Consider the following 20,082-nt stretch of genomic DNA (forward strand, 5'->3'; position numbering starts at 1 on the left):
CCAAGGTTGAGGTCGCAGTATGCGCCGCCGTTTTTTGCAACACGTTCCCATATTGCTGTACCACCCCTCCGTACGGATGCATGCCATGACTTCCCCCAATACCACCCCACATCGTTTCGGCCATCGCATTGCGATGGTTGGCGTGTCGATCCTCGCCGCGGCCGTGCTGGCGGCCTGCAGCGGCGGCCATGCCGAAGAGGCCGGTGCACCGCCGCCGCCGCAGGTCAGCGCCGCGCCGGTGCTGGTCAAGCAGGTCAGCCAGTGGGACGAGTTCAGCGGCCGCGTCGAAGCGGTACAGAGCGTTGAACTGCGCCCGCGCGTGTCCGGCTACATCGACAAGGTCAACTACGTCGAAGGCCAGGAAGTGAAGAAGGGCGATGTGCTCTTCACCATCGACGCCCGCAGCTACCAGGCCGAGTACGACCGCGCAGCCGCCGAGCTGGCCCGTGCCCGCACCCAGGCCAGCCTGGCCCGCAGCGAGTCAGAGCGTGCCAAGCGGCTGTCCGAGCAGCAGGCGATCTCCACCGAGACCGCCGAGCAGCGTCGCGCGGCTGCCGACCAGGCGGGGGCTGCCGTGCAGGCCGCGCAGGCGGCCCTGGATGCAGCCCGGCTCAACCTGGAATTCACCAAGGTGCGCGCGCCGATTGACGGCCGTGCCGGCCGCGCGATGGTCACCGCCGGCAACCTGGTCACTGCTGGCGACAGCGCCAGCGTGCTGACCACGCTGGTCTCGCTGGACACGGTGTTCGTCTACTTCGATGCCGACGAGAGCACTTTCCTGCGCTACGCCCAGATGGCGCGCAAGGGCGAGCGCCCGAGCGAGCGGGACAGCGAGCTGCCGGTGAAGGTCGGCCTGTCGGGGGAAGAGGGCTATCCGCACTCGGGCAAGGTCGATTTCCTCGACAACCAGGTGGCGCGCAGCACCGGCACCATCCGCGTCCGTGCGCTGCTGGACAACGCCGACCGCCAGTTCACACCGGGCCTGTTCGCCCGCGTGCAGCTGCTTGGCAGCGGCCAGTTCCAGGCCCTGCTGATCGACGACAAGGCCGTGCTGACCGACCAGGACCGCAAGTACGTCTATGTGGTCGACAAGGATGGCAAGGCCCAGCGCCGCGACATCCAGCTCGGCCGTACCGCCGACGGCCTGCGCATTGTCGAGCATGGCCTGGCCGCAGGTGACAAGGTCATCATCGACGGTGTGCAGAAGGTCTTCATGCCGGGCATGCCGGTGCAGGCCAAGGCGGTGGCCATGCAGCCACCGGCCGCAAAGCCCGCACCGGGCCGCGATGCCACCGCTGCGCTGAACCACTGATCCGCCCGCTCCTGATCCGCGTCCCCGCTTAGCTGCCGGCGCCAGCGGCAGCCTTCCCTGCCTTCGTCATATTGGCGAGGGGCGGGGCGGCTGTTGCCCGCCGAATGCCTTTCCCAGGAATTCCTCCATGGACTTTTCCCGCTTCTTCATCGACAGGCCGATCTTCGCGGCGGTGCTGTCGATCGTGATCTTCGCCGCAGGCCTGATCACGATTCCAATCCTGCCGATCAGCGAGTACCCCGAAGTGGTGCCGCCGTCGGTGGTCGTGCGCACGGTCTATCCGGGCGCCAACCCCAAGGTCATTGCCGAGACCGTTGCTACCCCGCTCGAAGAGGCGATCAACGGCGTCGAAGGCATGATGTACCTGAAGTCGGTTGCCGGCTCGGACGGCGTGCTGCAGATGACCGTCACCTTCCGCCCGGGCACCGACCCGGACGCGGCGGCGGTGAAGGTGCAGAACCGCGTGGCGCAGGCACAGGCACGCCTGCCCGAGGACGTGCGCCGGCAGGGCGTGACCACGCAGAAGCAGTCGCCCACCTTCCTGATGGTGGTGCACCTGACCTCGCCGCAAGGCAAGTACGACACTCTGTACCTGCGCAACTACGCGCGCCTGCACGTCAAGGATGCGCTGGCGCGTATTCCGGGCGTGGGTGACGCGCAGATCTTCGGTGGCGGCGACTACGCCATGCGTGCCTGGCTGGACCCGGACAAGGTGGCTTCGCGCGGCCTGACCGCCAGCGACGTGGTGCGCGCCATGCGCGAGCAGAACGTGCAGGTGTCGGCCGGCCAGCTCGGCGCCGAACCGCTGCCGGACAGCAAGTTCCTGACCCTCATCAATGCCCAGGGCCGGCTGAAGACCGAAAAGGAATTCGGCGACATCGTGCTCAAGAGCGGCACGGATGGCGAGATCGTGCGCCTGTCCGACGTGGCCCGCCTGGAACTGGGCGCGGGCGACTACACCCTGCGCTCGCAGCTGGACGGCAAGAACGCGGTGGGTATCGGCATCTTCCAGTCGCCGGGTGCCAACGCGCTGGAAATCCGCGACCAGGTCATCTCGACGATGGACGAGATGCAGAAGACCATGCCGGCCGATGTGAAGTACGAAGCGGTGTATGACACCACCATCTTCGTGCGCGACTCGATCAAGGCCGTGGTCTCCACGCTGCTGGAAGCGATCGCCCTGGTGGTGCTGGTGGTGATCCTGTTCCTGCAGACCTGGCGTGCGTCGATCATTCCGTTGATCGCGGTGCCGGTGTCGGTGGTGGGTACCTTTGCCGCGCTGTACCTGCTGGGTTTCTCGATCAACACGCTGAGCCTGTTCGGCCTGGTGCTGGCGATCGGCATCGTGGTCGACGATGCGATCGTGGTGGTGGAGAACGTCGAGCGCAACATCGAGGAAGGCCTGTCGCCCACTGCGGCGGCACACCAGGCCATGCGCGAAGTGTCCGGCCCGATCGTGGCGATCGCGCTGGTGCTGTGCGCCGTGTTCGTGCCGATGGCGTTCCTGTCCGGTGTCACCGGCCAGTTCTACAAGCAGTTCGCCGTCACCATCGCCATCTCCACGGTGATCTCGGCGATCAACTCGCTGACCCTGTCGCCGGCCCTGGCCGCGCGCCTGCTGAAGGCCCATGGTGCGCCGAAGGACGGCCCGAGCCGCCTGATCGACCGCCTGTTCGGCTGGGTGTTCCGTCCGTTCAACCGCTTCTTCAAGTCCAGCTCGGAGAAGTACGAACGTGGCGTGGCCCGCATCCTCGGCCGTCGTGGTGCGGTGTTCGTGGTCTACGCGATCCTGCTGGTCGGTACCGGCGTGATCTTCAAGCTGGTGCCGCCGGGCTTCATCCCGACCCAGGACAAGCTGTACCTGATTGCCGGCGTGAAGCTGCCGGAAGGTTCGTCGATCGCACGCACCGATGAAATGCTGCGCAAGGTGGCCAAGATCGCCCAGGAAACCGATGGCGTGGCCCACACCATCTCGTTCCCGGGTTTGAATGCACTGCAGTTCACCAACACGCCCAACACCGGTGTGGCGTTCATTCCGCTCAAGCCGTTCGCCGAGCGCCATGGCCGCACTGCCGCGCAGATCAACGCCGAGATCAACCAGAAGATTGCCGGCCTGCAGGAAGGCTTCGCGTTCGCGATGATGCCACCGCCGATCCTCGGCCTGGGCAATGGCAACGGCTACCAGATGTTCATCGAGGACCGTGGCAACCTGGGTTACGGCGCACTGCAGAATGCCGTGCAGGCGATGCAGGGCACCGTTGCGCAGACCCCGGGCATGGCCTTCCCGATTTCCAGCTACCAGGCCAATGTGCCGCAGCTGGATGCCGAGGTGGACCGCGTCAAGGCCAAGGCACAGGGCGTGCAGCTCACTGAGTTGTTCGACACGTTGCAGACCTACCTGGGTTCGGCCTACGTCAACGACTTCAACCAGTTCGGCCGCACCTGGCAGGTGATCGCCCAGGCCGATGGTCCGTACCGCGAGACGGTCGAGGACATCGGCAAGCTGCGTACCCGCAACGACCGCGGCGAGATGGTGCCGATCGGTTCGATGGTCACCATCAAGCAGACCTTCGGCCCGGACCCGGTGCTGCGCTTCAATGGCTACCCGGCAGCGGACCTGGCCGGCGAGGCCGACCCGCGCCTGCTGTCCTCGGCCGAGGCGATGACCAAGCTGACCGAGATCGCCGGCAAGGTACTGCCGGTCGGCATGACCACCGAATGGACCGACCTGAGCTACCAGCAGGCAACCCAGGGCAAGGCCGCCTTCATCGTGTTCCCGGTGGCGATCATGCTGGCCTTCCTGGTGCTGGCCGCGCTGTACGAGAGCTGGTCGCTGCCGCTGGCGGTGATCCTGATCGTGCCCATGACCCTGCTGTCGGCGCTGTTCGGCGTGTGGCTGACCGGTGGTGACAACAACGTGTTCGTGCAGGTCGGCCTGGTGGTGCTGATGGGCCTGGCGTGCAAGAACGCAATCCTGATCGTCGAATTCGCCAGAGAGCTGGAGATGGGCGGCAAGGGCATCGTTGAAGCCGCGCTGGAAGCCTGCCGCCTGCGTCTGCGCCCGATCGTGATGACCTCCATCGCCTTCATCGCCGGCACCGTGCCGCTGGTGCTGTCGCACGGCGCAGGCGCCGAGGTGCGCTCGGTAACCGGTATCACCGTGTTCGCCGGCATGCTGGGCGTGACCCTGTTCGGCCTGTTCCTCACCCCGGTGTTCTACGTGGCACTGCGCAAGCTGGTTACCCGCAACGGTGGCGGCCAGCTGGTGCAGCATGGCGAACCGACCATCCATCACTGACATGGAACCCCGCCGCCGCCGGCTACCGGCCGGCGGCGGCTTTTCCCTCACGAGGCATGAATCCATGAACACCCATCAGAACAAGATCGCGCTGGTCACTGGCGCTACCCGTGGCATCGGCCTGGAAACCGTGCGCCAGCTGGCCCAGGCGGGCGTGCACACGCTGCTGGCCGGTCGCAAGCGCGAAACGGCGGTGGAGCTGGCCCTGAAGCTGCAGGCCGAGGGCCTGCCGGTGGAAGCCCTGCAGCTGGACGTGACCGACGCGGCCAGCATCGCCGAGGCAGTCGAGCAGGTGCGCCAGCGCCATGGCCGCCTCGACATCCTGGTCAACAATGCCGGCATCATGATCGAGAATCCCGCGCAGGCGCCGTCGGAGCAATCGCTCGAGACCTGGAAGCGCACCTTCGACACCAACGTCTATGCGCTGGTGGCAGTCACCCAGGCCTTCCTGCCGCTGATCAGGCAGGCCAAGTCCGGGCGCATCGTCAATGTGTCCAGCATGCTCGGTTCGCAGACCCTGCATGCCGACCCGACCTCGGGCATCTACGATTTCAAGATCCCGGCCTATAACGCGTCCAAGGCCGCAGTGAACAGCTGGACCCTGAGCCTGGCCTATGAGCTGCGCAACACGCCGATCAAGGTCAACACCGTGCATCCGGGTTACGTAAAGACCGACATGAACGGCGGCAATGGCGAGATCGAAATCAGCGAAGGCGCGCGTTCCAGCGTGGAAATGGCGCTGATCGGTGAGTCCGGTGCCAGCGGCAGCTTCACCTACCTGGGCGAGGTGCTGCCATGGTGATCCGCGCGTTGGCGATGGCCGTCTCCAGCCTGGTGCTGGCAGGCTGTGTCAGCGTCGGCCCGAACTACAAGGCCCCGGTACAGGAGCCGGTGGTGCTGAAGAGCGCGCAGCAGCCGGTCTTCAGTTCCGTCTCGCCGGTGGCCAGCTGGTGGGCGCAGTTCGACGATCCGGTGCTGGAAGAGCTGGTGCACGGAGCACTGTCGGACAACCTGGACCTGCGCGTGGCCGTGGCCCGCGTCAGCCAGGCCCGTGCTGTGTTCGTCGAAAGCCGTTTCGACCAGGCCCCGCACATCACCGCAGGCGGCAGTTACGACCGCCGCAAGCAACCCGATCCGCAGCTGGGTGGGCAGCGGGTGTTCAGTGAAAGCTACCAGCTCGGCTTCGACGCCGGCTGGGAGCTGGATCTGTTCGGCCGCAAGCGCCGTGCTGCAGAAGCCGCGCGCGCCGACCTGGACGCCGAGCAGGCCAACCTGGCCGACGCGCAGGTGCTGGTTGCCGCTGAAGTGGCGCGCAACTACTTCGAACTGCGTGGCACCCAGAAGCGCATCGCAGTGGCCCAGCACACGTTGGAGAACCTGCGCGATACGCAGAAGCTGACCGAAGCACGCTGGGAACTTGGGGCCGGCAGCGAACTGGACGTGCAGAGCAGCCGCGCCCGCCTGAAGGCGATCGAGGCCGATATCCCGCTGCTGGAAGTAGCCGAGACGCAGTCGCGCAACCGGCTGGCCGTGCTGCTGGGCCAGCGCCCGGAAGTGCTGACGGCGATGCTGGCACCACATGATGTGCCGGCATTCGCCAAGGCACTGCCGCTGGGCGATACCCGCGAGCTGCTGCGCCAACGCGCCGACGTGCGCGTGGCCGAGCGTCGCCTGGCCGCTGCTACCGCACGCGTGGGCGTGGCTACTGCGGACCTGTTCCCGTGGCTGTCGCTGTCCGGTTTCGTCGGCTTCCTCGGCGGCGATGCAAGTGGCCTGGTCAATGGCAACAACAAGGCCTGGTCGCTGACCCCGTCGCTGAGCTGGGCAGCATTCGACTTCGGCACCGTGCGTGCACGCCTGCGTGCCAGCAAGGCCGAGGCCGAAGGCGTGGCAGCACAGTATGAGCAGGCCGTGCTGCTGGCACTGGAAGACACCGAAAACGCGCTGACCCGCTATTCCAAGCAGCAGGCACGGTTGGCAATCGTGGTAGAGCAGGCGCAGGCGGCTCGGCGTGCCGAATCGCTGGCGCAGATCCGCTATCGCGAGGGATCGGAGGACTTCCTGACCCTGCTGGACGCGCAGCGGACCCAGCTGGCAGCCGATGATGCGCTGGCGGCGGCCGAGGCCGACGTCAACGTCAGCGTGGTGGGTGTGTACAAGGCGCTGGGTGGTTGGGGTCAATCACCGCAGCCGCCAAGCGTGGCGCAGGCGCAGTAACCGCAGGGGACGGAAGCAGGGACTTCCGTCCCCTTGTTCTTTCAGGGCCAGTGGTTGGCCGGTACCTCACGCTCGCGCATGCGCACGATGCAGAAGCGATGGCCGGTTGGTGCTTCCATCACCCACCAGCGCTTGACGAAGCCTATCCGTCGCGCGCCGAGCTTCTCCAGGCGGTCGGCTTCGGCATCGATGTCGTCGCTCTCGATGTCCAGATGCACCCGTGACGGGTGATCGACGCGCTGGACTTCAACGTCCAGGCCCGCCGGAGCACCGAGCAGGTCGGCGTACTCGGCGGCGTCTTCGGCACGGGCGGGCTGCGCCTGCAGGCCAAGCGCGGCGGCCCAGAAGCGGGCGCCTTCGTCGGCGGGAATGCCCTCGCAATCGATGATGAAACCGGCCAGGCGACTCTGGTGTGCCATGCCTTTCTCCACAGTTCGGGAACAGGGGCAGGGTAGCGCGGCTCTGCTGTGGACGTTGTCACAGTCGTGACGTTTCTGACTCTGCCGGAAGCCGTGTCCGCCGTGTAACTAGTGGGGCAGATTCCAGGGAGTACACACGATGAGCGATGACAGGCGGGATACCCAGCGCATGCTGTTTGGCGACCCGGGGCCACCCGGTGCGGGCCTTTCGGTGGCGGTCGTTGTGCTGCTGGTGCTGGCGACGATGGCCGCTGCGATCGGTTTCCTGCGACTGCCCGATCCGATGCTGGGGCTCGGGCTGATCGGGGTTGCCGTGTTCCTTGCCGTCGGCGCCCGCATCTGCCAGGCGCGCAACCAGCACCAGGCGTTGTACCGGCTGTTGTCGCGGCAGCCGCCGCCGTAGCCACGGCTGCCGCGGGAATTCAGGGCTTCGGCCAGTCCAGCTCGACCACCAGCGGGAAATGATCCGACGGCAGCACGCCGTCGATGCGACGATCATCGGTAAGGAAGCTGCGCGCACGGAAGCCACGCACCAGCACCCAGTCCAGCTGCACGGTGGCCTTGCCGGTGAAGTCGTGGAAGGTCGGGCGCGGACCCTGCGGTGTTTTCACCTGGGCACGGGTGTCCTGCAGCAGGCGGGTGAACGCCCTGTAGGTGTCACCGCCGGGCTCGCTGTTGAAGTCACCGGTCAACACCACCGGCAGGTCGTCCGGCATGGCCTGCAGGCGCTTGCCGATGAGCTCGGCACCCTTCACCCGGCGCGGTTCGTCCTCGTCGCGGTAGGGCAGGTGGGTATTGAGGAAGTAGAAACGACGGCCATCGTCCAGGCGCCGGAACAGGGCCCAGGTGACCATACGCGGGTACAGGTTGCCCCAGCTGATGCTGCCAGGGACGTCCGGCGTATCCGAAAGCCAGAAGTTGCCGGATTCCTCGATGGCCAGCACCTTGCTGTCGTAGAACACGCCCATGTGCTCATCGCCGCTGCCACCGCGGCGGCCTTCACCGAACCAGCGGTAGCCGGGCAGGTGCCCTGACAGGTAGTCGGCCTGTTCCTTCACGAGCTCCTGGGTGCCGATCACCGCCGGATGCGCGTCGAGGATCACCTTGACCATGGCATCGCGACGGTCGGGCCAGCGCTTGCCCGGTTCGGTGTCAGCCGGGGTACGGACGTTGAATGACATCACCTTCAACGGCGCCGGCGTGACGGCCCAGGCAACGGCAGGCAGAGCAAGCGCCAGCAGCGCACTCAGCGCCGGGCGACGGAAACGCGACAACATCGTGGAATCCCTCCATTCCATGAAAACGGTTTCATGGAGCATGCCATGGAAGGCGGGGGCAGTGGTATGCCGGGACGGGCGACTTGGAGACGCCGGGCGGGCGCTGGACGCTCCGCCCGGCAGATGCCCCTTGCCCGATCAGGGGTCGTAGATCATCCCGTTCTCGTCGCGGTTGTAGTGGTCGCTGGCCACGCGGGTGCCGTCGTCATGGACCACGTACAGCGTGCAACGCTGGTGGAACACGTTGCCGCTGATGCGGAAGGGCACGCACTCCTCCTGCAGGCCGACCTCTTCGGCTGCATTCGCCGGCGGCGAGGGCACCAGGGCCGCAAGTGCAACTACTGCAGCGAAAGAAAAAGCGGTCATTCGATTGTGCAGCGTCATTGATCACACTCCTTGTAGCCGTAGTCGGTGTCCGATGCAGATCAGTCTGCCGGGAGGTACCACTGACCGTTCTCGTCTATCCAGTACACCGACGTGAAAACGGTGCCGTCTGCCAGAGTGCGGGTGACGGTGCAGCGCTGATGCACGAGGTTGGGCCCAAGTCTTACGGGCACGCAATCGGTCGTCGATCCGGGGGACCCGGCCGCATGGCCAGTCGCCGGTATCCCACTACCCAATGCCAACATCAATGCGGCCATCGCGGCCAGTTGCAGTTTCATAATCATCATCCTTGCTTTCTGCAATCGCGCACATGCGCATGGCGTGTGTAACACGCGAACCAGAGCTCCGGAAGTGCCTCGCCGCGATCAGTCTTCGATCTCGCCGCGACGGCTGGCGGCACGCACTGCCTGCGCGGTGGTCGCCACACCCAGCCGTTGCCGCGCGTGGCGCAGGTGGTTCTCCACCGTGCGCGTGGAAAGCCCAAGCGTGGCCGCGATCTCAGCTTGCCGGCGCCCGGCGGCAACCCAGCGCAGCACTTCGCGCTCGCGGTTGCTCAGTGCGCTTCCCGAACGCTCGGCAGGCGATTCGGCCAGACGGCGCGCGGCCCGGAATGCTGCGGTTGCAGCAGCTTCCAGCCGCAGGCGCGCGTTGGCCGACGCGTCGATTGACGTACCGGCAACGCTGACCGCGCCTTCCAGGCCGGTGATGCCGAACACCGGCACCTGCAGCCCATGCAGGCCTTCGCCGCGAGGCTGCTTCACCACCTGGTAGCGCTCGCCGCGAACGCCCAGGCGCTTGCTCCAGAAGAACGGCGCGTTGCTGTCCAGCACGTGGCGATTGACGGGGCAGGCGTGGAGGTAGCGCGCAAGGTCGGTATCGCTGCCATCGCCGAACCAGTCGCCCTCGATCCAGTACACGCGTTGCGTACCCCGCTCCAGCCCGGTGCCGGTGGCAAACACCAGCACGCGGTCGAAGCCGAGCGGTGCCGCGATGCCTCGCAGGACTGCACCCACCGCGCTCAGCGAACTGGCGCGTTCCAGCTCCAGCAGCGCCTGCACCAGCTCGGTCATCCGGCTCAGCGCCCGGCCAGGGCGTCGAGCAGGGCGCGTGCAGCCAGTTTGCCCAGCGCATTGCCAGCCAACGGGCTGTCGCCGGTCAGCAGCAGGCGGTCCTGCAGCACGCTGCCATCGATGCCGTCATTGACGATCTGCACGCCCCGCTGTGCCAGGCGCTCACCGAAGAACCACGGCAACTGTCCAGGCATGTAGCCGATCTCCGGCGTCTGCCGGTCCATCGCATCGGGGAAGGCGCAGATGCGGTAGCCGCGGAACAGCGAACCGCCATCGGCCTCGTCCACGCCCGCAGCCAGCAGTGCGGCCGGACCGTGGCAAAGGGTGATGATGTGGCGTTGCTGGGACATCGCCCAATGCAGGACGGACTTCACCGCGCGGCTCTGCGGCAGTCCTATCAGGGCGCCATGGCCACCGGGGATGAACACTGCAGCATAGTCCGAATCCGCATCGAGCCCGGCAACCACCTCGTCCAGTGGCAGCGGCTGGCGGAAGCACGAGGCATAACGCTCGTACAGCCCGCCGATTTCCTTGTCCTCGTTTGGAAATGCCCACCACTCGAACTTGGCGGGGTTGCCCGACAGCGTGGCTACATCGATGCCGAAGCCGGCCTTGTCGAGGTGGTACATCGGCAGCAGGGTCTCCACCGGATGGTTGCCGGTGGAGAACAGGTGGCCATTGGCAGTTGGCAGATAGCGTTCGTCGGCAGCGATCATCAGCACCTTCCAGCGGCCATCGCGGCGCGCATCCGGGTAGTCGGCACCGGAAAGGTTGCTCTTGGGCGATGTGAACTGTGACAGCGAGTAGGGCGACGGGAAGAAGGCATCGCGCTCGGCCGGGTCGGGGCTGGGCTGGCGGCTGGGCTCTTGCGTGTTCATGCAGATCTCCTGCGGGAAATGTGAGGCCAGCATAGGAGGGTGGGTGCGCACGCGCGATGAGGGATTTCCCTCAGCTGCCCACGGCTAATTGGCCTGGTTTCCGTGTTGCTGCATGTCCTCATGCAGGATCCGCCGCAGTTCGACGATGGCCGGCGTGGCTTCCTGCACGCTGTGCCCGGAGACGATCACCTTCTCCGAGTCCGCATGCGGCAGGTGCGAGCTCCAGTAGGGCACCAGCCCGTCGCTGGTCTTTCCCAGCGGACCATCGGCCTTTGCCCGCGCGATGATCGAGTGGTAGTGCACCTTCGGCGACATCGGCAGGTCTGCCACGGCGCGGACGAAGGGATCGTCCTTGTCCAGATTCTGGATGCTGTTCATCTGGTAGCCGTGCTTGCCGTCGGTGCGGTCGATCTGGCCGTCGTTGGCGATGGTGGCAACGTCTTCCAGCACGGTCAGCGGCAACCGCACCAGGCGACCGATCCAGCGGCCCAGGCGGGTGCCCGCCACATCGGTGCCGCGGTGTGGCGTGGCGATGAACACCACCCGCGACACTGCCGGTTCCGGCAGGAAGGTCAGCACCGGTGCGCCCTTGGTGCGCAGCAGTTCACGCTGTGCCGGCGTCATCTGCGCGGTTGCCAGCAGGGTATCGACCAGATGATCGCCGGAAGAGGAAACCATCAACCGCGCGATCACCCCACCCATGCTGTGCCCGACCAGGACCATGTCATGCGAAGCCTGCGCCTTGCCGCTGGGGTCGAAATGCTTGAACACCTCATCCAGCGTGTGGCGCATCGCATCGTGGCTCATCGCGATGGGCATGTTGGTGGGGTAGTAGAACTGCCAGACCTGGAAGTCCTGGCGGATCTCGTCGTCGCGCAGCAGTTCGTTGGCCACGTTGACCCAGGCTTCCGGACTGCTGGCCAGGCCATGGATCATCAGCAGTACGCGACGGTTGGGATCGTAGGGCTGCATCATGTACAGATGCGGCGTGTCGATGCCGCCCTTGCCCCCGAACAGCGAGCGCAGCGACTGCCGGCTGAAATTGGAACGGGCCAGCCACAACGCATAGCCGGCGGTGAAGTTGGCCGCCAATGGCACGTGCTGGCCGTGCAGGGTTACTTCCGAAACCTGGTAGGGATCGTGAATCTCCAGCTCCGGCTCGTCATCGTGCAGCACTTCCCACAGGTTCTTTCCCGAGAAGCGCAGCAGCACCGTCATCGATGGCGAAGGCATCTCGCTCCAGCTCTGCGTGGCGGAAGGGCTTGCCTGCACCGCTGCCGGCGTAGTGCTGGGCGTGGTTGCGGCCGGGTCATCCATCACGGCCACCAGTTCGGCACCGAAGCCATCGCGGCGGTGCACGCTGCGCAGCGTGCCGGTGAACGACAGCGAGGCGGCGGGTACCAGTTCGGTCGGTGTACGCTCGTCCAACGCCGATGCTTCCCCTGGAGGGGCCAGCACGAACGTCCAGCGGCCCAGCTGGAGATGGTTGGCATCGTTGTGCACGCGCCCGGTGGCGTAGGCGTCGTACAGCTGCACGGACGCCTCCTGCACGGCCAGGTTGTAATAGTCGCGCACCTGGGTCTGGCGGTCTTCGAAGCCGCGCTGGTTGGCGGTGCGCTCGGTGAAGAACAGGTAGGCGTAGGCCTGGCGCGCGACCTGCATCCATGCGTCCAGGCGCGGCTGGAAGTCGGCATCCAACTCGTTGATTGCGGTCTTGGCGCGACCCGAGGCGGAGTACTCGCGCTTCGGCGCCGGCAGGGTCATCGCATACTGCAGCCACAGCTCGGCCAGGCTGGAGCGCTTGTCCTCCTCGCGCACGACGATGCTGGCTTCCATCGCTTCGATGCAGGGCAGGCCGGGCTTGGCGCAGACACCTTCATCAAGGCCGGCCACGCGCAGCGTCTCCGTGGTCGCCGCACTGAGCTTGCCGGAGGTGAGGATGTCACCGCGCTTGAGCGCGATGTACTGGCCGGGCGTGACCGAGGCGACCTGCACCGAAGGCCCGAACTGCCGCAGCGTCGCGCAACCTCCCAGGCTGAGCAGCGCGGTGATGATGAGGGTCGTGCGGCCGATCAAGCCCAAGCCCGTGGTAGCCATGCGATCCTCCTGCGCGGAGGCGCCACTCTAGCGGTCGGTCTGTCAAAGCGGAATCCACTGGCCGGATTGGGCCTGGCCGATGCGTCCGCCGTGCGATCCGGGCATTCCCGTGTGACACTGTGGTGGAACGTGCTTGGTGATCGTGATGACCTGGCTGGAAACACGTGTTCCCCCGCCCGTGGTGATGCTGCTGTGTGCAGCTGTCGGCTATGCAGCGTGCAGGCTGTGGCCGGGTTCTGCCTTTCGGGCACCGGTGCCGGCGCTACTGGCGGGTCTGACGATGGCGCTCGGTGTGGTGCTCAACCTGCTGCCTAAGGTCTCCTTCCGGCGAGCAGGCACCACCGTCAATCCTCTGCGACCTTCGGCCTCGAGCGTGCTGGTTACCAGCGGGGTCTACCGCCGCACACGGAATCCGATGTATCTGGGCCAGGCGCTGGTTCTGCTGGGAGCCATGGTGTACCTGCAGCATCTGATCGCGCTGATCGTGGTCCCGCTGTTCCTGGCGTACATCACGCGGTTGCAGATCCTGCCGGAGGAGCGGGCACTGATGGCGCGCTTTCCCGAGGCGTACGCGCAGTACCGTCGTCGCGTGCCGCGCTGGCTGTAGCGTTGGCTACGCCATCAGCGGCTGATCTGGCATTTCACTGCGGCCGAATAGCCCTCGTAATCGTCGCCCGCGATCACGTGCAGGGTATGGCGCTTGTCGATGCGCTTCGCGTACGACGGTTCTTCGGTATTGGCGTGCTCGTTGACTTCGGTCACCGACCAGGCCTTGGCCAGGCGCTTGGCATCGACACCGTTCAAGTACACGAAGAGGCTCCTCTCGCCTTCGGCCACGTTCACATCGGCACTGGTGACCGTGCCGCCAAACAGCGCGACCGGCCTGTCCTCCGGTTCGAATGTACCGCCCGGCTTCTTGGCCAGGCCGGCTGCCTGCAGGGCATCGATGGCTTCGGCCTCGCTGAAGTTGGAGCCAGGTCTGCAGGACAGCAGGACTTCCAACGTTGCGGTGCCTGGCGGCGCGATGGTGGGTGTGGAGGCGTGCGTGGCTGGGGCTGCGGCCAGGGCGGTGAGGAGCAGGGACATCGCGAGGGGGGCTTTCATGGCAGATCCTTCTGGCGATCGCGGGGTGAGGGGCTGTTGGAGGTGTCATCCCGATTATGCGCCACACATCCTCCGCGACGTGCAGGCACAAAAAAGCCGGAACCCCGGTTGACGGGAGATCCGGCTTCTTGCGGCCTCGACAGGCCATACAGATGGTGGAGGTGGGCGGAATTGAACCGCCGTCCGAAGGCACTCCATCCCCAGCACTACATGCTTAGCTCACCGTTGGATCTCGTCCCCGAACAGCACGGTGCGCAAAGCGCATCCGGGAACCAGCCTGTTGTGTTCTAGTGCCGGGCTGACAGGCAGCCGCCCAGCGCGATTCCATGATAGTGACTCTACACCGCGAGCATGGACACAAGCGGTTTCGAGGCTTAGGCCTTAAGCGGCCAGAGCGTAGTTGTCGTCGTTGGCAACTAGAGTTTTGCAGCTGGATTTACGAGGAAAGCTACCCCCTCGGCATGCGCCAGGCGACTTCACAACCCCCGTCGAAACCAATGCACCCCCGGTTTCTACAGTGCTGCAATGTACAGGGCCAATGCCGTGTTGCCACGAGCGGGGCCTGCCCAACGCTGCCAATGCTACGCCAAAACAGCTGAACAGTCACCGTGGCAATCCACAACAAGTTGTAGAGCCTCCGTCATAGCGGATTGGTAACGTCATGGGCACGAATTTGCGACACACTGGCGACGACCATCCAAGCCAGGACAGACAGGGAGACTGTGGGTGACCGAGGCAAGCCAACAACGCAGCCTGCGACAGCTGGTTGGACCCGTCGGGGCCGACTACCAGCGGCGCGCGTTGCCGCCCGGCTGGGTCTGGGCGGTGCTGGCGGTGCTGCTGGCGGCCACCTGGCCGACCGAGCTGCCGGCGACGGCGGCAGCCGCGCTGGTCTCCAGTGCGGTGGTGGTGCACTGGCCGCAGCGTGGGCGCTTGCATTGGCTGGGCTGGCGGCTGCCGGGGCTGGCGGTGCTCGCCGCGCTGCTGTGGGGCCCGGATGTACTGTCACAGTGGTTCGAACATGGCCTGGCCCTGACCTTGATGTCGCTGGCCAGCCTCAGCATTGGCGTGCATGTGTGGCAGTCGCGGCAAGTTGCGCGACAGTTGCAGGCTTCCGCCGATGCGCTGGACGACGCCCAGTTGCTGGCCCTGCTGCCCGTCGACGCCGCGCGGCTGGCGCAGCAGTGGCGCGCCGGTGATGATCGCCACGCTCCGGAACTTTCGGTGGTGATGCACCTGGCGGTGATGCATGCGGCGCTGGCGCCGAGGATGCGCAGGCAGGGCGTTCTGGCCAGCTGAGCCGCATCGTGTTGTAGAGCCGAGCCTATGCTCGGCTGCTTCACGGCAGTCGAGCACAGCTCGGCTCTACAGAAAGCCAAAGCAGCCGAGCGTGGCTCGGCTCTACAGAAAGCCAAAGCAGCCGAGCATGGCTCGGCTCTACAGGGTGCTGCGCAGCCGCCTTACGCGTCGCGGTTGCCGCGACGCATCACGCGTTGTTTCTCGATCGCCCAGTCGCGGTCCTTGGCGGCATCGCGCTTGTCGTGGTTCTGCTTGCCCTTGGCCAGTGCGATCTCAAGCTTGATCTTGTTCTTGCTCCAGTACATCGCGGTAGGCACGATCGTGTAGCCGTCGCGCTCGACCTTGCCGATCAGCTTGTCGATCTCGTTCCGGTGCAGCAGCAGCTTGCGCTCGCGGCGGTCCTCGGCGACCACGTGGGTGGAGGCCTGGATCAACGGGGTGATCTGTGCACCGATCAGGTAGATCTCGCCGCGCTTCACATAGGCGTAGGCGTCGATGATGTTGCCACGGCCTGCGCGGATCGACTTGACCTCCCAGCCCTGCAGGGCGAGGCCGGCCTCGAAGCGCTCTTCGATGTGATACTCGTGGCGGGCACGCTTGTTCAACGCGATGGTTTTGTTGGCCGTCGCGCTCTTTGCTTTATCCTTGCCGCTGTTCTTGCTCATTTCCGTATTGTCTCCGATTCGGGCCCGCCCGGTCGATTGCCGAAACGTCCTGTATTCATGCCTACTATCCGCCGCAGCGCCCTGGTCGAACATTCGGCTGCGCGCATGTTCGACCTGGTCAACGATGTCCAGGCCTATCCGCGCCGTTTCCGCTGGTGTTCGGCCGCCCAGATCCTGGAGCAGGGCGAGGACCGCCTGGTGGCACGCCTGGACCTGGGCCTGGGTTCGTTCAGCACCTGGTTCCAGACCGAAAACACGCTGCAGCGCCCACACAGCATCGATATGCAGCTGCGCGATGGACCGTTCAAGCAGCTGCACGGCCGCTGGGAATTCCATGCGCTGGCCGAGGACGCCTGCAAGGTCACCCTCACCCTGGAGTTCGAGCCCAGCTCGCGCCTGCTCGGTCCGGCGCTGGCGATCGGCTTCCAGGGCCTGGCCGATCGGATGGTCAACGATTTCGTCCGCGTCGCCGACGAGGACTGAGCGGTGATCGAGGTCGAAGTGGTACTGGCTTGGCCGCAGCAGGTGCTGTCGCGCCGACTGAAACTGGAGGAGGGTGCCACCGTGGCCGACGCCATTGCCGCTGCGGCGCTGGAAGGCAGTGCCGATTGTCCGGCCGCTGCCGTGCACGGCGTCCTGGCGCGTCCGCAGCAGGTGCTGCTGGATGGCGACCGCGTCGAGCTGTTGCGCCCGCTGCTGGCCGATCCCAAGGACAACCGCCGGCGTCGCGCGCTCGGCGGTTGATCCCGGCAACCCGTCCCTGCGGACGGGGCTGGGCGCTTAACGGCCCTTCTTCTTCTTGTCCTTGGGCAGGTTGCGGCCGAACTGGCGCACGGTCTGCTGGGCCAGGGCCTTGTCGTTGCCCGGGAAGTAATCGCCCTCCCAGCGGGTCACGGTGTCATTCTCGAAGAACACCACGAAGTTCTTCACTTCGGTACGGCCCAGGCGGTTCACGCGCTGGCTGGACGTGTAGTCCCAGCGCTGGGCGTGGAACGGGTCGGGAATGGACGGGGTGCCCAGCAGCGCGGTGACCTGCTGCTTGCTCTGCCCGACCTGCAGCTTGGCCACGGCATCTTCCCGGATCAGGTTGCCCTGATAGATGGGTTGCTTGTAGATGATGCCGCACCCGGTGGTGGACAGGGCGACGGCGGCGACCAACAGGAGATTGCGCATCGGGACTGGCGGTTGGGGAAATCAAACCGATGATACACTCCCGGCGTGCCACCGCGACCCAATCCGAGGCAGCTGGCGCTAAATCGCCAATGAACGGAGACCTATGGAAACCCACGACCTGCGTAAAGTCGGCCTGAAGGTGACCCATCCGCGGATGCGGATCCTGGCGCTGCTCGAGCAGCGCAATGCCCAGCACCACCAGCATCACATGACCGCCGAGGACATCTACCGCCAGCTGCTCGAGCATGGCGACGAGATCGGCCTGGCGACCGTCTACCGGGTGCTGACCCAGTTCGAGGCTGCCGGCCTCGTGCTCAAGCACAATTTCGAGGGCGGCCAGGCCGTTTACGAACTGGACCGTGGTGGCCACCACGACCACATGGTCGACGTGGACAGCGGCAAGATCATCGAGTTCGAGAGCCATGAGATCGAGGAGTTGCAGCGCAAGATCGCGGCCGACCATGGCTACGAGCTGGAAGAGCACTCGCTGGTGCTGTACGTGCGCAAGAAGCGGAAGTAGGCCGTTCAGGCCCGCTGGATGCGACGAAACCCCGGGCCTGCCCGGGGTTTTTCGTTGCTTACGGTAGATTCCCGCCACGCCTGGATGATCCCATCAGGAGGTCCAGGTCCACCGCCTCGGCCATCGCCCGGTTCCCTGCATCACCCGGATGCAGGTGATCGCCGGAGTCGTAGGCGGCGGCCATCCGTAACGGCTCGGCCGGGTCGCGCAGCGCCGCGTCCAGGTCGATCACCGCGTCGAACGGGCTGTCCGTACGCAGCCAGGCATTGAGTTGCCGCCGCAGGGCGTCCTTGTCCGGGTGGTAGTAGTCGTCCAGCGGCGTGCCGGGCAGGGCACCAGCGAACGGTGGCAGGGTGGCGCCGATTATCCGCACACCACGCCTGCGGGCCTGTTCTGCCAGGGTGCGATAGCCCGCCTGCAGTTCGGCCAGCGTTGGCCTGGCCTGGCCCCGGGCGAACGCCGTGCCGGGCCAGCTGATGTCGTTGATGCCGATCAGCACGATGACGCTCGCCACGCCGGGTTGATCCAGTGCATCGCGCTGGAAACGGGCCAGGGCGGACTCACCCATGCTGTCGCTCAGCAGCCGATTGCCGGAAATGCCCGCATTGACCACCGCCACCCCGCGCGGGGCGAGGCGCCCGGCCAGATGGTCGGTCCAGCGCTGGTCCTGGTCGAGGCTGGCCGTGGCGCCATCGGTGATCGAGTCGCCGATCACCACCACGCTGCGCGCGCTGGCGTTGGCCTCGACCTCGATACCGGCCAGGAGCAGGCGCGCGGTGGTGCTGCTGGCAGCGCGCAGCGCCTGGGCCCGGCTCTGGTCGCCAGCGGCGATCCAGTTGGTCTGGCGACCGTCCCAATGGAACGTCTGGACCGCCGCCGGCCCCGGCACGAAGACACTGACCTGCAGCGCCTGCCGGTCATCCGTGGCAAGCGCCAGCGGATCGCTCAGCCGTTCCTGGCCGGGGCCGATCACCACGCTGGGCTGGCCGTCGAAGCTGAGCGGGTGAGGCGCGCCGCCCATGCGTGCGGAGATGCTGGCCGCTCCGATCCGCAACGGCTGGGTACCGTAGGCATTGCTCAGCCGCACCCGCAGCCGCGCCCCGCCCAGGCTGATGCGCGCGGTCTGGCGGAAAGTCTTGTCATGCAGCGCGGCCGGAACCAGGGTTGGGAAGAGGAAATCCGCGCCCCAGACCGGTTGCGGGCTGGCCTGCCAGCTGGCGACCCAGTGCGGGGCCGTGGCCGCGCTGGCAGCGCCGGACAGGGCAATCAATGCGGCGGCGGTGAACTGGCTCAAGCGGTTCATCGGGCAATCCCGGGAAGGAGGAATCGCCATGGTGATTCTCCGGCCATCTGTGAACTAGACTGCGCATGGATAATCATCTGTGAACTGGATTCATCGTCATGGCGCGACCCGACATCAACCGATCCGGCGAGCTGGAAGTGTTCGTGCGGGTCATCGAGACCGGCGGCTTCTCCGCCGCCGCGCGCACGCTCGACATGACGCCGTCTGCGGTGAGCAAGCTCGTGGCACGATTGGAGCAGCGGCTGGGCACGCGACTGCTGCAGCGATCCACCCGCCAGCTGCAGCTGACCCCGGAAGGCTGCGCGTTCTACGAGCGGGGCCTGCGGGTGCTGGCCGATCTGGAAGAAGCAGAGCGCTGCGCCAGTGCCCATGCCGAACCGCGTGGACGCCTGCGGGTCAACTCCAACGTGCCGTTCGGCCAGCATTTCCTGTTGCCGCTGCTGCCGGCATTCCTGGCGCGCAACCCGCAGGTGGGGGTGGACCTGACCCTCAATGATGAAGTGATCGACCTTCTGGAGCAGCGCACCGACGTTGCGGTAAGGGCTGGTCCGCTGAAGAGCTCTAGCCTGGTGGCGCGACGGCTGGGCGCGACGCGGATGATGATCGTGGCCGCGCCGGCGTACCTGCAGCGGCACGGGATGCCGCGCAACGCCGTCGAACTGCAGTCGCACAACCGGCTGGACATCGGCCACGCGCGTGCGATGCAGGGCTGGCCGCTGCTGCAGGAGGGGCGAGAGCGGATGGTGCTGCCCAGCGGCAACGCCCGTGCCAGCAACGGCGATGCACTGCGCCAGCTGGTGCTGGGTGGTCTGGGCATGGCCCGCCTGGCCGCGTTCCAGGTGCAGGACGACGTCGCCGCCGGGCGCCTGCTGCCGGTGCTGGAAGAGGCCAATCCGGGTGACCTGGAAGAAGTGCACGCCGTGTTCCTGGGGCAGGGCGGTTACCTGCCGCTGCGGGTGCGCGCGTTCCTCGATTTCCTGGTGGAACAGGTCGATCTGACGCAGCCACGGGGGTAGGGCCGGCCGCTGGCCGGCAACCTCACGATCTTCGCCCACCCGTGTTGGGT

Annotated in this window: 22 protein-coding genes and 1 other RNA gene; 11 read left to right on the forward strand and 12 right to left on the reverse strand. The window is 66.2% G+C overall.

Annotated features, from left to right (window positions below):
- The first annotated feature begins 85 nt into the window (after positions 1-85).
- From VG543_RS20145 to VG543_RS20160, 4 genes are all read left to right on the forward strand, one after another.
- Positions 86-1,312: an efflux RND transporter periplasmic adaptor subunit gene (locus VG543_RS20145; protein WP_019661223.1), complete on the forward strand. Its 1,227-nt coding sequence runs from the start codon at positions 86-88 to the stop codon at positions 1,310-1,312.
- Positions 1,313-1,439: 127 nt separating this feature from the next.
- A complete protein-coding gene (locus VG543_RS20150; RefSeq protein ID WP_155029349.1) occupies positions 1,440-4,610 on the forward strand; it encodes an efflux RND transporter permease subunit in 3,171 nt (1,056 codons plus the stop codon).
- Between the two features lie 64 nt (positions 4,611-4,674).
- A complete protein-coding gene (locus tag VG543_RS20155; RefSeq protein WP_021203972.1) occupies positions 4,675-5,412 on the forward strand; it encodes an SDR family oxidoreductase in 738 nt (245 codons plus the stop codon).
- The gene (locus VG543_RS20160) at positions 5,406-6,827 is read left to right on the forward strand and encodes an efflux transporter outer membrane subunit (RefSeq protein ID WP_423179136.1); all 1,422 of its coding nucleotides are present in this window, start codon (positions 5,406-5,408) and stop codon (positions 6,825-6,827) included. Before VG543_RS20155 ends, VG543_RS20160 begins: the two co-directional genes overlap by 7 nt.
- Positions 6,828-6,868: 41 nt before the next feature.
- On the opposite strand, the gene VG543_RS20165 is transcribed toward VG543_RS20160, so the two are convergent.
- Positions 6,869-7,246, reverse strand: coding sequence for a VOC family protein (locus tag VG543_RS20165; protein WP_111104702.1), 378 nt, complete (start codon positions 7,244-7,246; stop codon positions 6,869-6,871).
- 139 nt (positions 7,247-7,385) lie between these two features.
- On the opposite strand from VG543_RS20165, the gene VG543_RS20170 reads away from it, so the two are divergent.
- On the forward strand, positions 7,386-7,649 hold the full coding sequence (locus VG543_RS20170; protein ID WP_021203970.1) for a hypothetical protein: 264 nt from the start codon (positions 7,386-7,388) through the stop codon (positions 7,647-7,649).
- A 19-nt stretch (positions 7,650-7,668) separates the two neighbouring features.
- Here the strand turns inward: VG543_RS20170 and VG543_RS20175 are convergent, their stop codons facing one another.
- From VG543_RS20175 to VG543_RS20200, 6 genes are all read right to left on the reverse strand, one after another.
- Positions 7,669-8,523 (reverse strand): endonuclease/exonuclease/phosphatase family protein, encoded by an 855-nt coding sequence (locus VG543_RS20175; protein WP_019661229.1) that lies wholly within the window; start codon positions 8,521-8,523, stop codon positions 7,669-7,671.
- A 138-nt stretch (positions 8,524-8,661) separates the two neighbouring features.
- On the reverse strand, positions 8,662-8,889 hold the full coding sequence (locus VG543_RS20180) for a hypothetical protein (protein ID WP_227200225.1): 228 nt from the start codon (positions 8,887-8,889) through the stop codon (positions 8,662-8,664).
- Between the two features lie 59 nt (positions 8,890-8,948).
- Positions 8,949-9,185, reverse strand: coding sequence for a hypothetical protein (locus VG543_RS20185; protein WP_021203968.1), 237 nt, complete (start codon positions 9,183-9,185; stop codon positions 8,949-8,951).
- A gap of 87 nt (positions 9,186-9,272) precedes the next feature.
- Positions 9,273-9,977 carry a PA1136 family autoinducer-binding transcriptional regulator gene (locus VG543_RS20190; protein WP_111104704.1) on the reverse strand — a complete coding sequence of 235 codons (705 nt, stop codon included), beginning with the start codon at positions 9,975-9,977 and terminating at the stop codon, positions 9,273-9,275.
- A 5-nt stretch (positions 9,978-9,982) separates the two neighbouring features.
- Positions 9,983-10,855 (reverse strand): glyoxalase III HchA, encoded by an 873-nt coding sequence (hchA, locus tag VG543_RS20195; RefSeq protein ID WP_111099302.1) that lies wholly within the window; start codon positions 10,853-10,855, stop codon positions 9,983-9,985.
- Positions 10,856-10,939: 84 nt separating this feature from the next.
- Complete coding sequence (locus VG543_RS20200; RefSeq protein ID WP_423179137.1) at positions 10,940-12,952, reverse strand: esterase/lipase family protein; 2,013 nt, start codon at positions 12,950-12,952, stop codon at positions 10,940-10,942.
- A gap of 145 nt (positions 12,953-13,097) precedes the next feature.
- Here VG543_RS20200 and VG543_RS20205 point away from each other — a divergent pair, with 145 nt between their 5' ends.
- A complete protein-coding gene (locus VG543_RS20205) occupies positions 13,098-13,559 on the forward strand; it encodes a methyltransferase family protein (protein ID WP_111099310.1) in 462 nt (153 codons plus the stop codon).
- Between the two features lie 14 nt (positions 13,560-13,573).
- Here VG543_RS20205 and VG543_RS20210 read toward each other — a convergent pair whose 3' ends face one another.
- Positions 13,574-14,056: a hypothetical protein gene (locus VG543_RS20210; protein ID WP_423179138.1), complete on the reverse strand. Its 483-nt coding sequence runs from the start codon at positions 14,054-14,056 to the stop codon at positions 13,574-13,576.
- A 153-nt stretch (positions 14,057-14,209) separates the two neighbouring features.
- Positions 14,210-14,563: a transfer-messenger RNA gene (gene ssrA / locus VG543_RS20215) on the reverse strand.
- Between the two features lie 219 nt (positions 14,564-14,782).
- Here ssrA and VG543_RS20220 point away from each other — a divergent pair.
- Positions 14,783-15,355, forward strand: coding sequence for a hypothetical protein (locus tag VG543_RS20220; RefSeq protein WP_251102717.1), 573 nt, complete (start codon positions 14,783-14,785; stop codon positions 15,353-15,355).
- Positions 15,356-15,516: 161 nt separating this feature from the next.
- On the opposite strand, the gene smpB is transcribed toward VG543_RS20220, so the two are convergent.
- Complete coding sequence (smpB, locus tag VG543_RS20225; protein ID WP_019661238.1) at positions 15,517-16,020, reverse strand: SsrA-binding protein SmpB; 504 nt, start codon at positions 16,018-16,020, stop codon at positions 15,517-15,519.
- A gap of 57 nt (positions 16,021-16,077) precedes the next feature.
- On the opposite strand from smpB, the gene VG543_RS20230 reads away from it, so the two are divergent.
- Together VG543_RS20230 and VG543_RS20235 are read left to right on the forward strand one after the other, a co-directional pair.
- Entirely contained in the window at positions 16,078-16,503 is a 426-nt protein-coding gene (locus VG543_RS20230) for a type II toxin-antitoxin system RatA family toxin (RefSeq protein WP_312545608.1), read from the forward strand.
- A 3-nt stretch (positions 16,504-16,506) separates the two neighbouring features.
- Complete coding sequence (locus tag VG543_RS20235) at positions 16,507-16,764, forward strand: RnfH family protein (RefSeq protein ID WP_019661240.1); 258 nt, start codon at positions 16,507-16,509, stop codon at positions 16,762-16,764.
- 36 nt (positions 16,765-16,800) lie between these two features.
- On the opposite strand, the gene VG543_RS20240 is transcribed toward VG543_RS20235, so the two are convergent.
- Positions 16,801-17,193: an outer membrane protein assembly factor BamE gene (locus tag VG543_RS20240; protein ID WP_005409234.1), complete on the reverse strand. Its 393-nt coding sequence runs from the start codon at positions 17,191-17,193 to the stop codon at positions 16,801-16,803.
- Positions 17,194-17,296: 103 nt separating this feature from the next.
- On the opposite strand from VG543_RS20240, the gene fur reads away from it, so the two are divergent.
- Positions 17,297-17,713 carry a ferric iron uptake transcriptional regulator gene (gene fur / locus VG543_RS20245; RefSeq protein ID WP_014646807.1) on the forward strand — a complete coding sequence of 139 codons (417 nt, stop codon included), beginning with the start codon at positions 17,297-17,299 and terminating at the stop codon, positions 17,711-17,713.
- A 58-nt stretch (positions 17,714-17,771) separates the two neighbouring features.
- On the opposite strand, the gene VG543_RS20250 is transcribed toward fur, so the two are convergent.
- On the reverse strand, positions 17,772-19,016 hold the full coding sequence (locus VG543_RS20250) for an SGNH/GDSL hydrolase family protein (RefSeq protein WP_423179139.1): 1,245 nt from the start codon (positions 19,014-19,016) through the stop codon (positions 17,772-17,774).
- A gap of 98 nt (positions 19,017-19,114) precedes the next feature.
- Between VG543_RS20250 and VG543_RS20255 the strand changes: the two genes are divergently transcribed.
- Entirely contained in the window at positions 19,115-20,032 is a 918-nt protein-coding gene (locus tag VG543_RS20255) for a LysR family transcriptional regulator (protein ID WP_423179141.1), read from the forward strand.
- The last annotated feature ends 50 nt before the right edge of the window (positions 20,033-20,082 follow it).

Origin of the sequence: Stenotrophomonas sp. CASM101 (assembly GCF_049384845.1) — a bacterium.
In the GTDB taxonomy this organism is placed as follows: Bacteria; Pseudomonadota; Gammaproteobacteria; order Xanthomonadales; family Xanthomonadaceae; genus Stenotrophomonas; species Stenotrophomonas hibiscicola.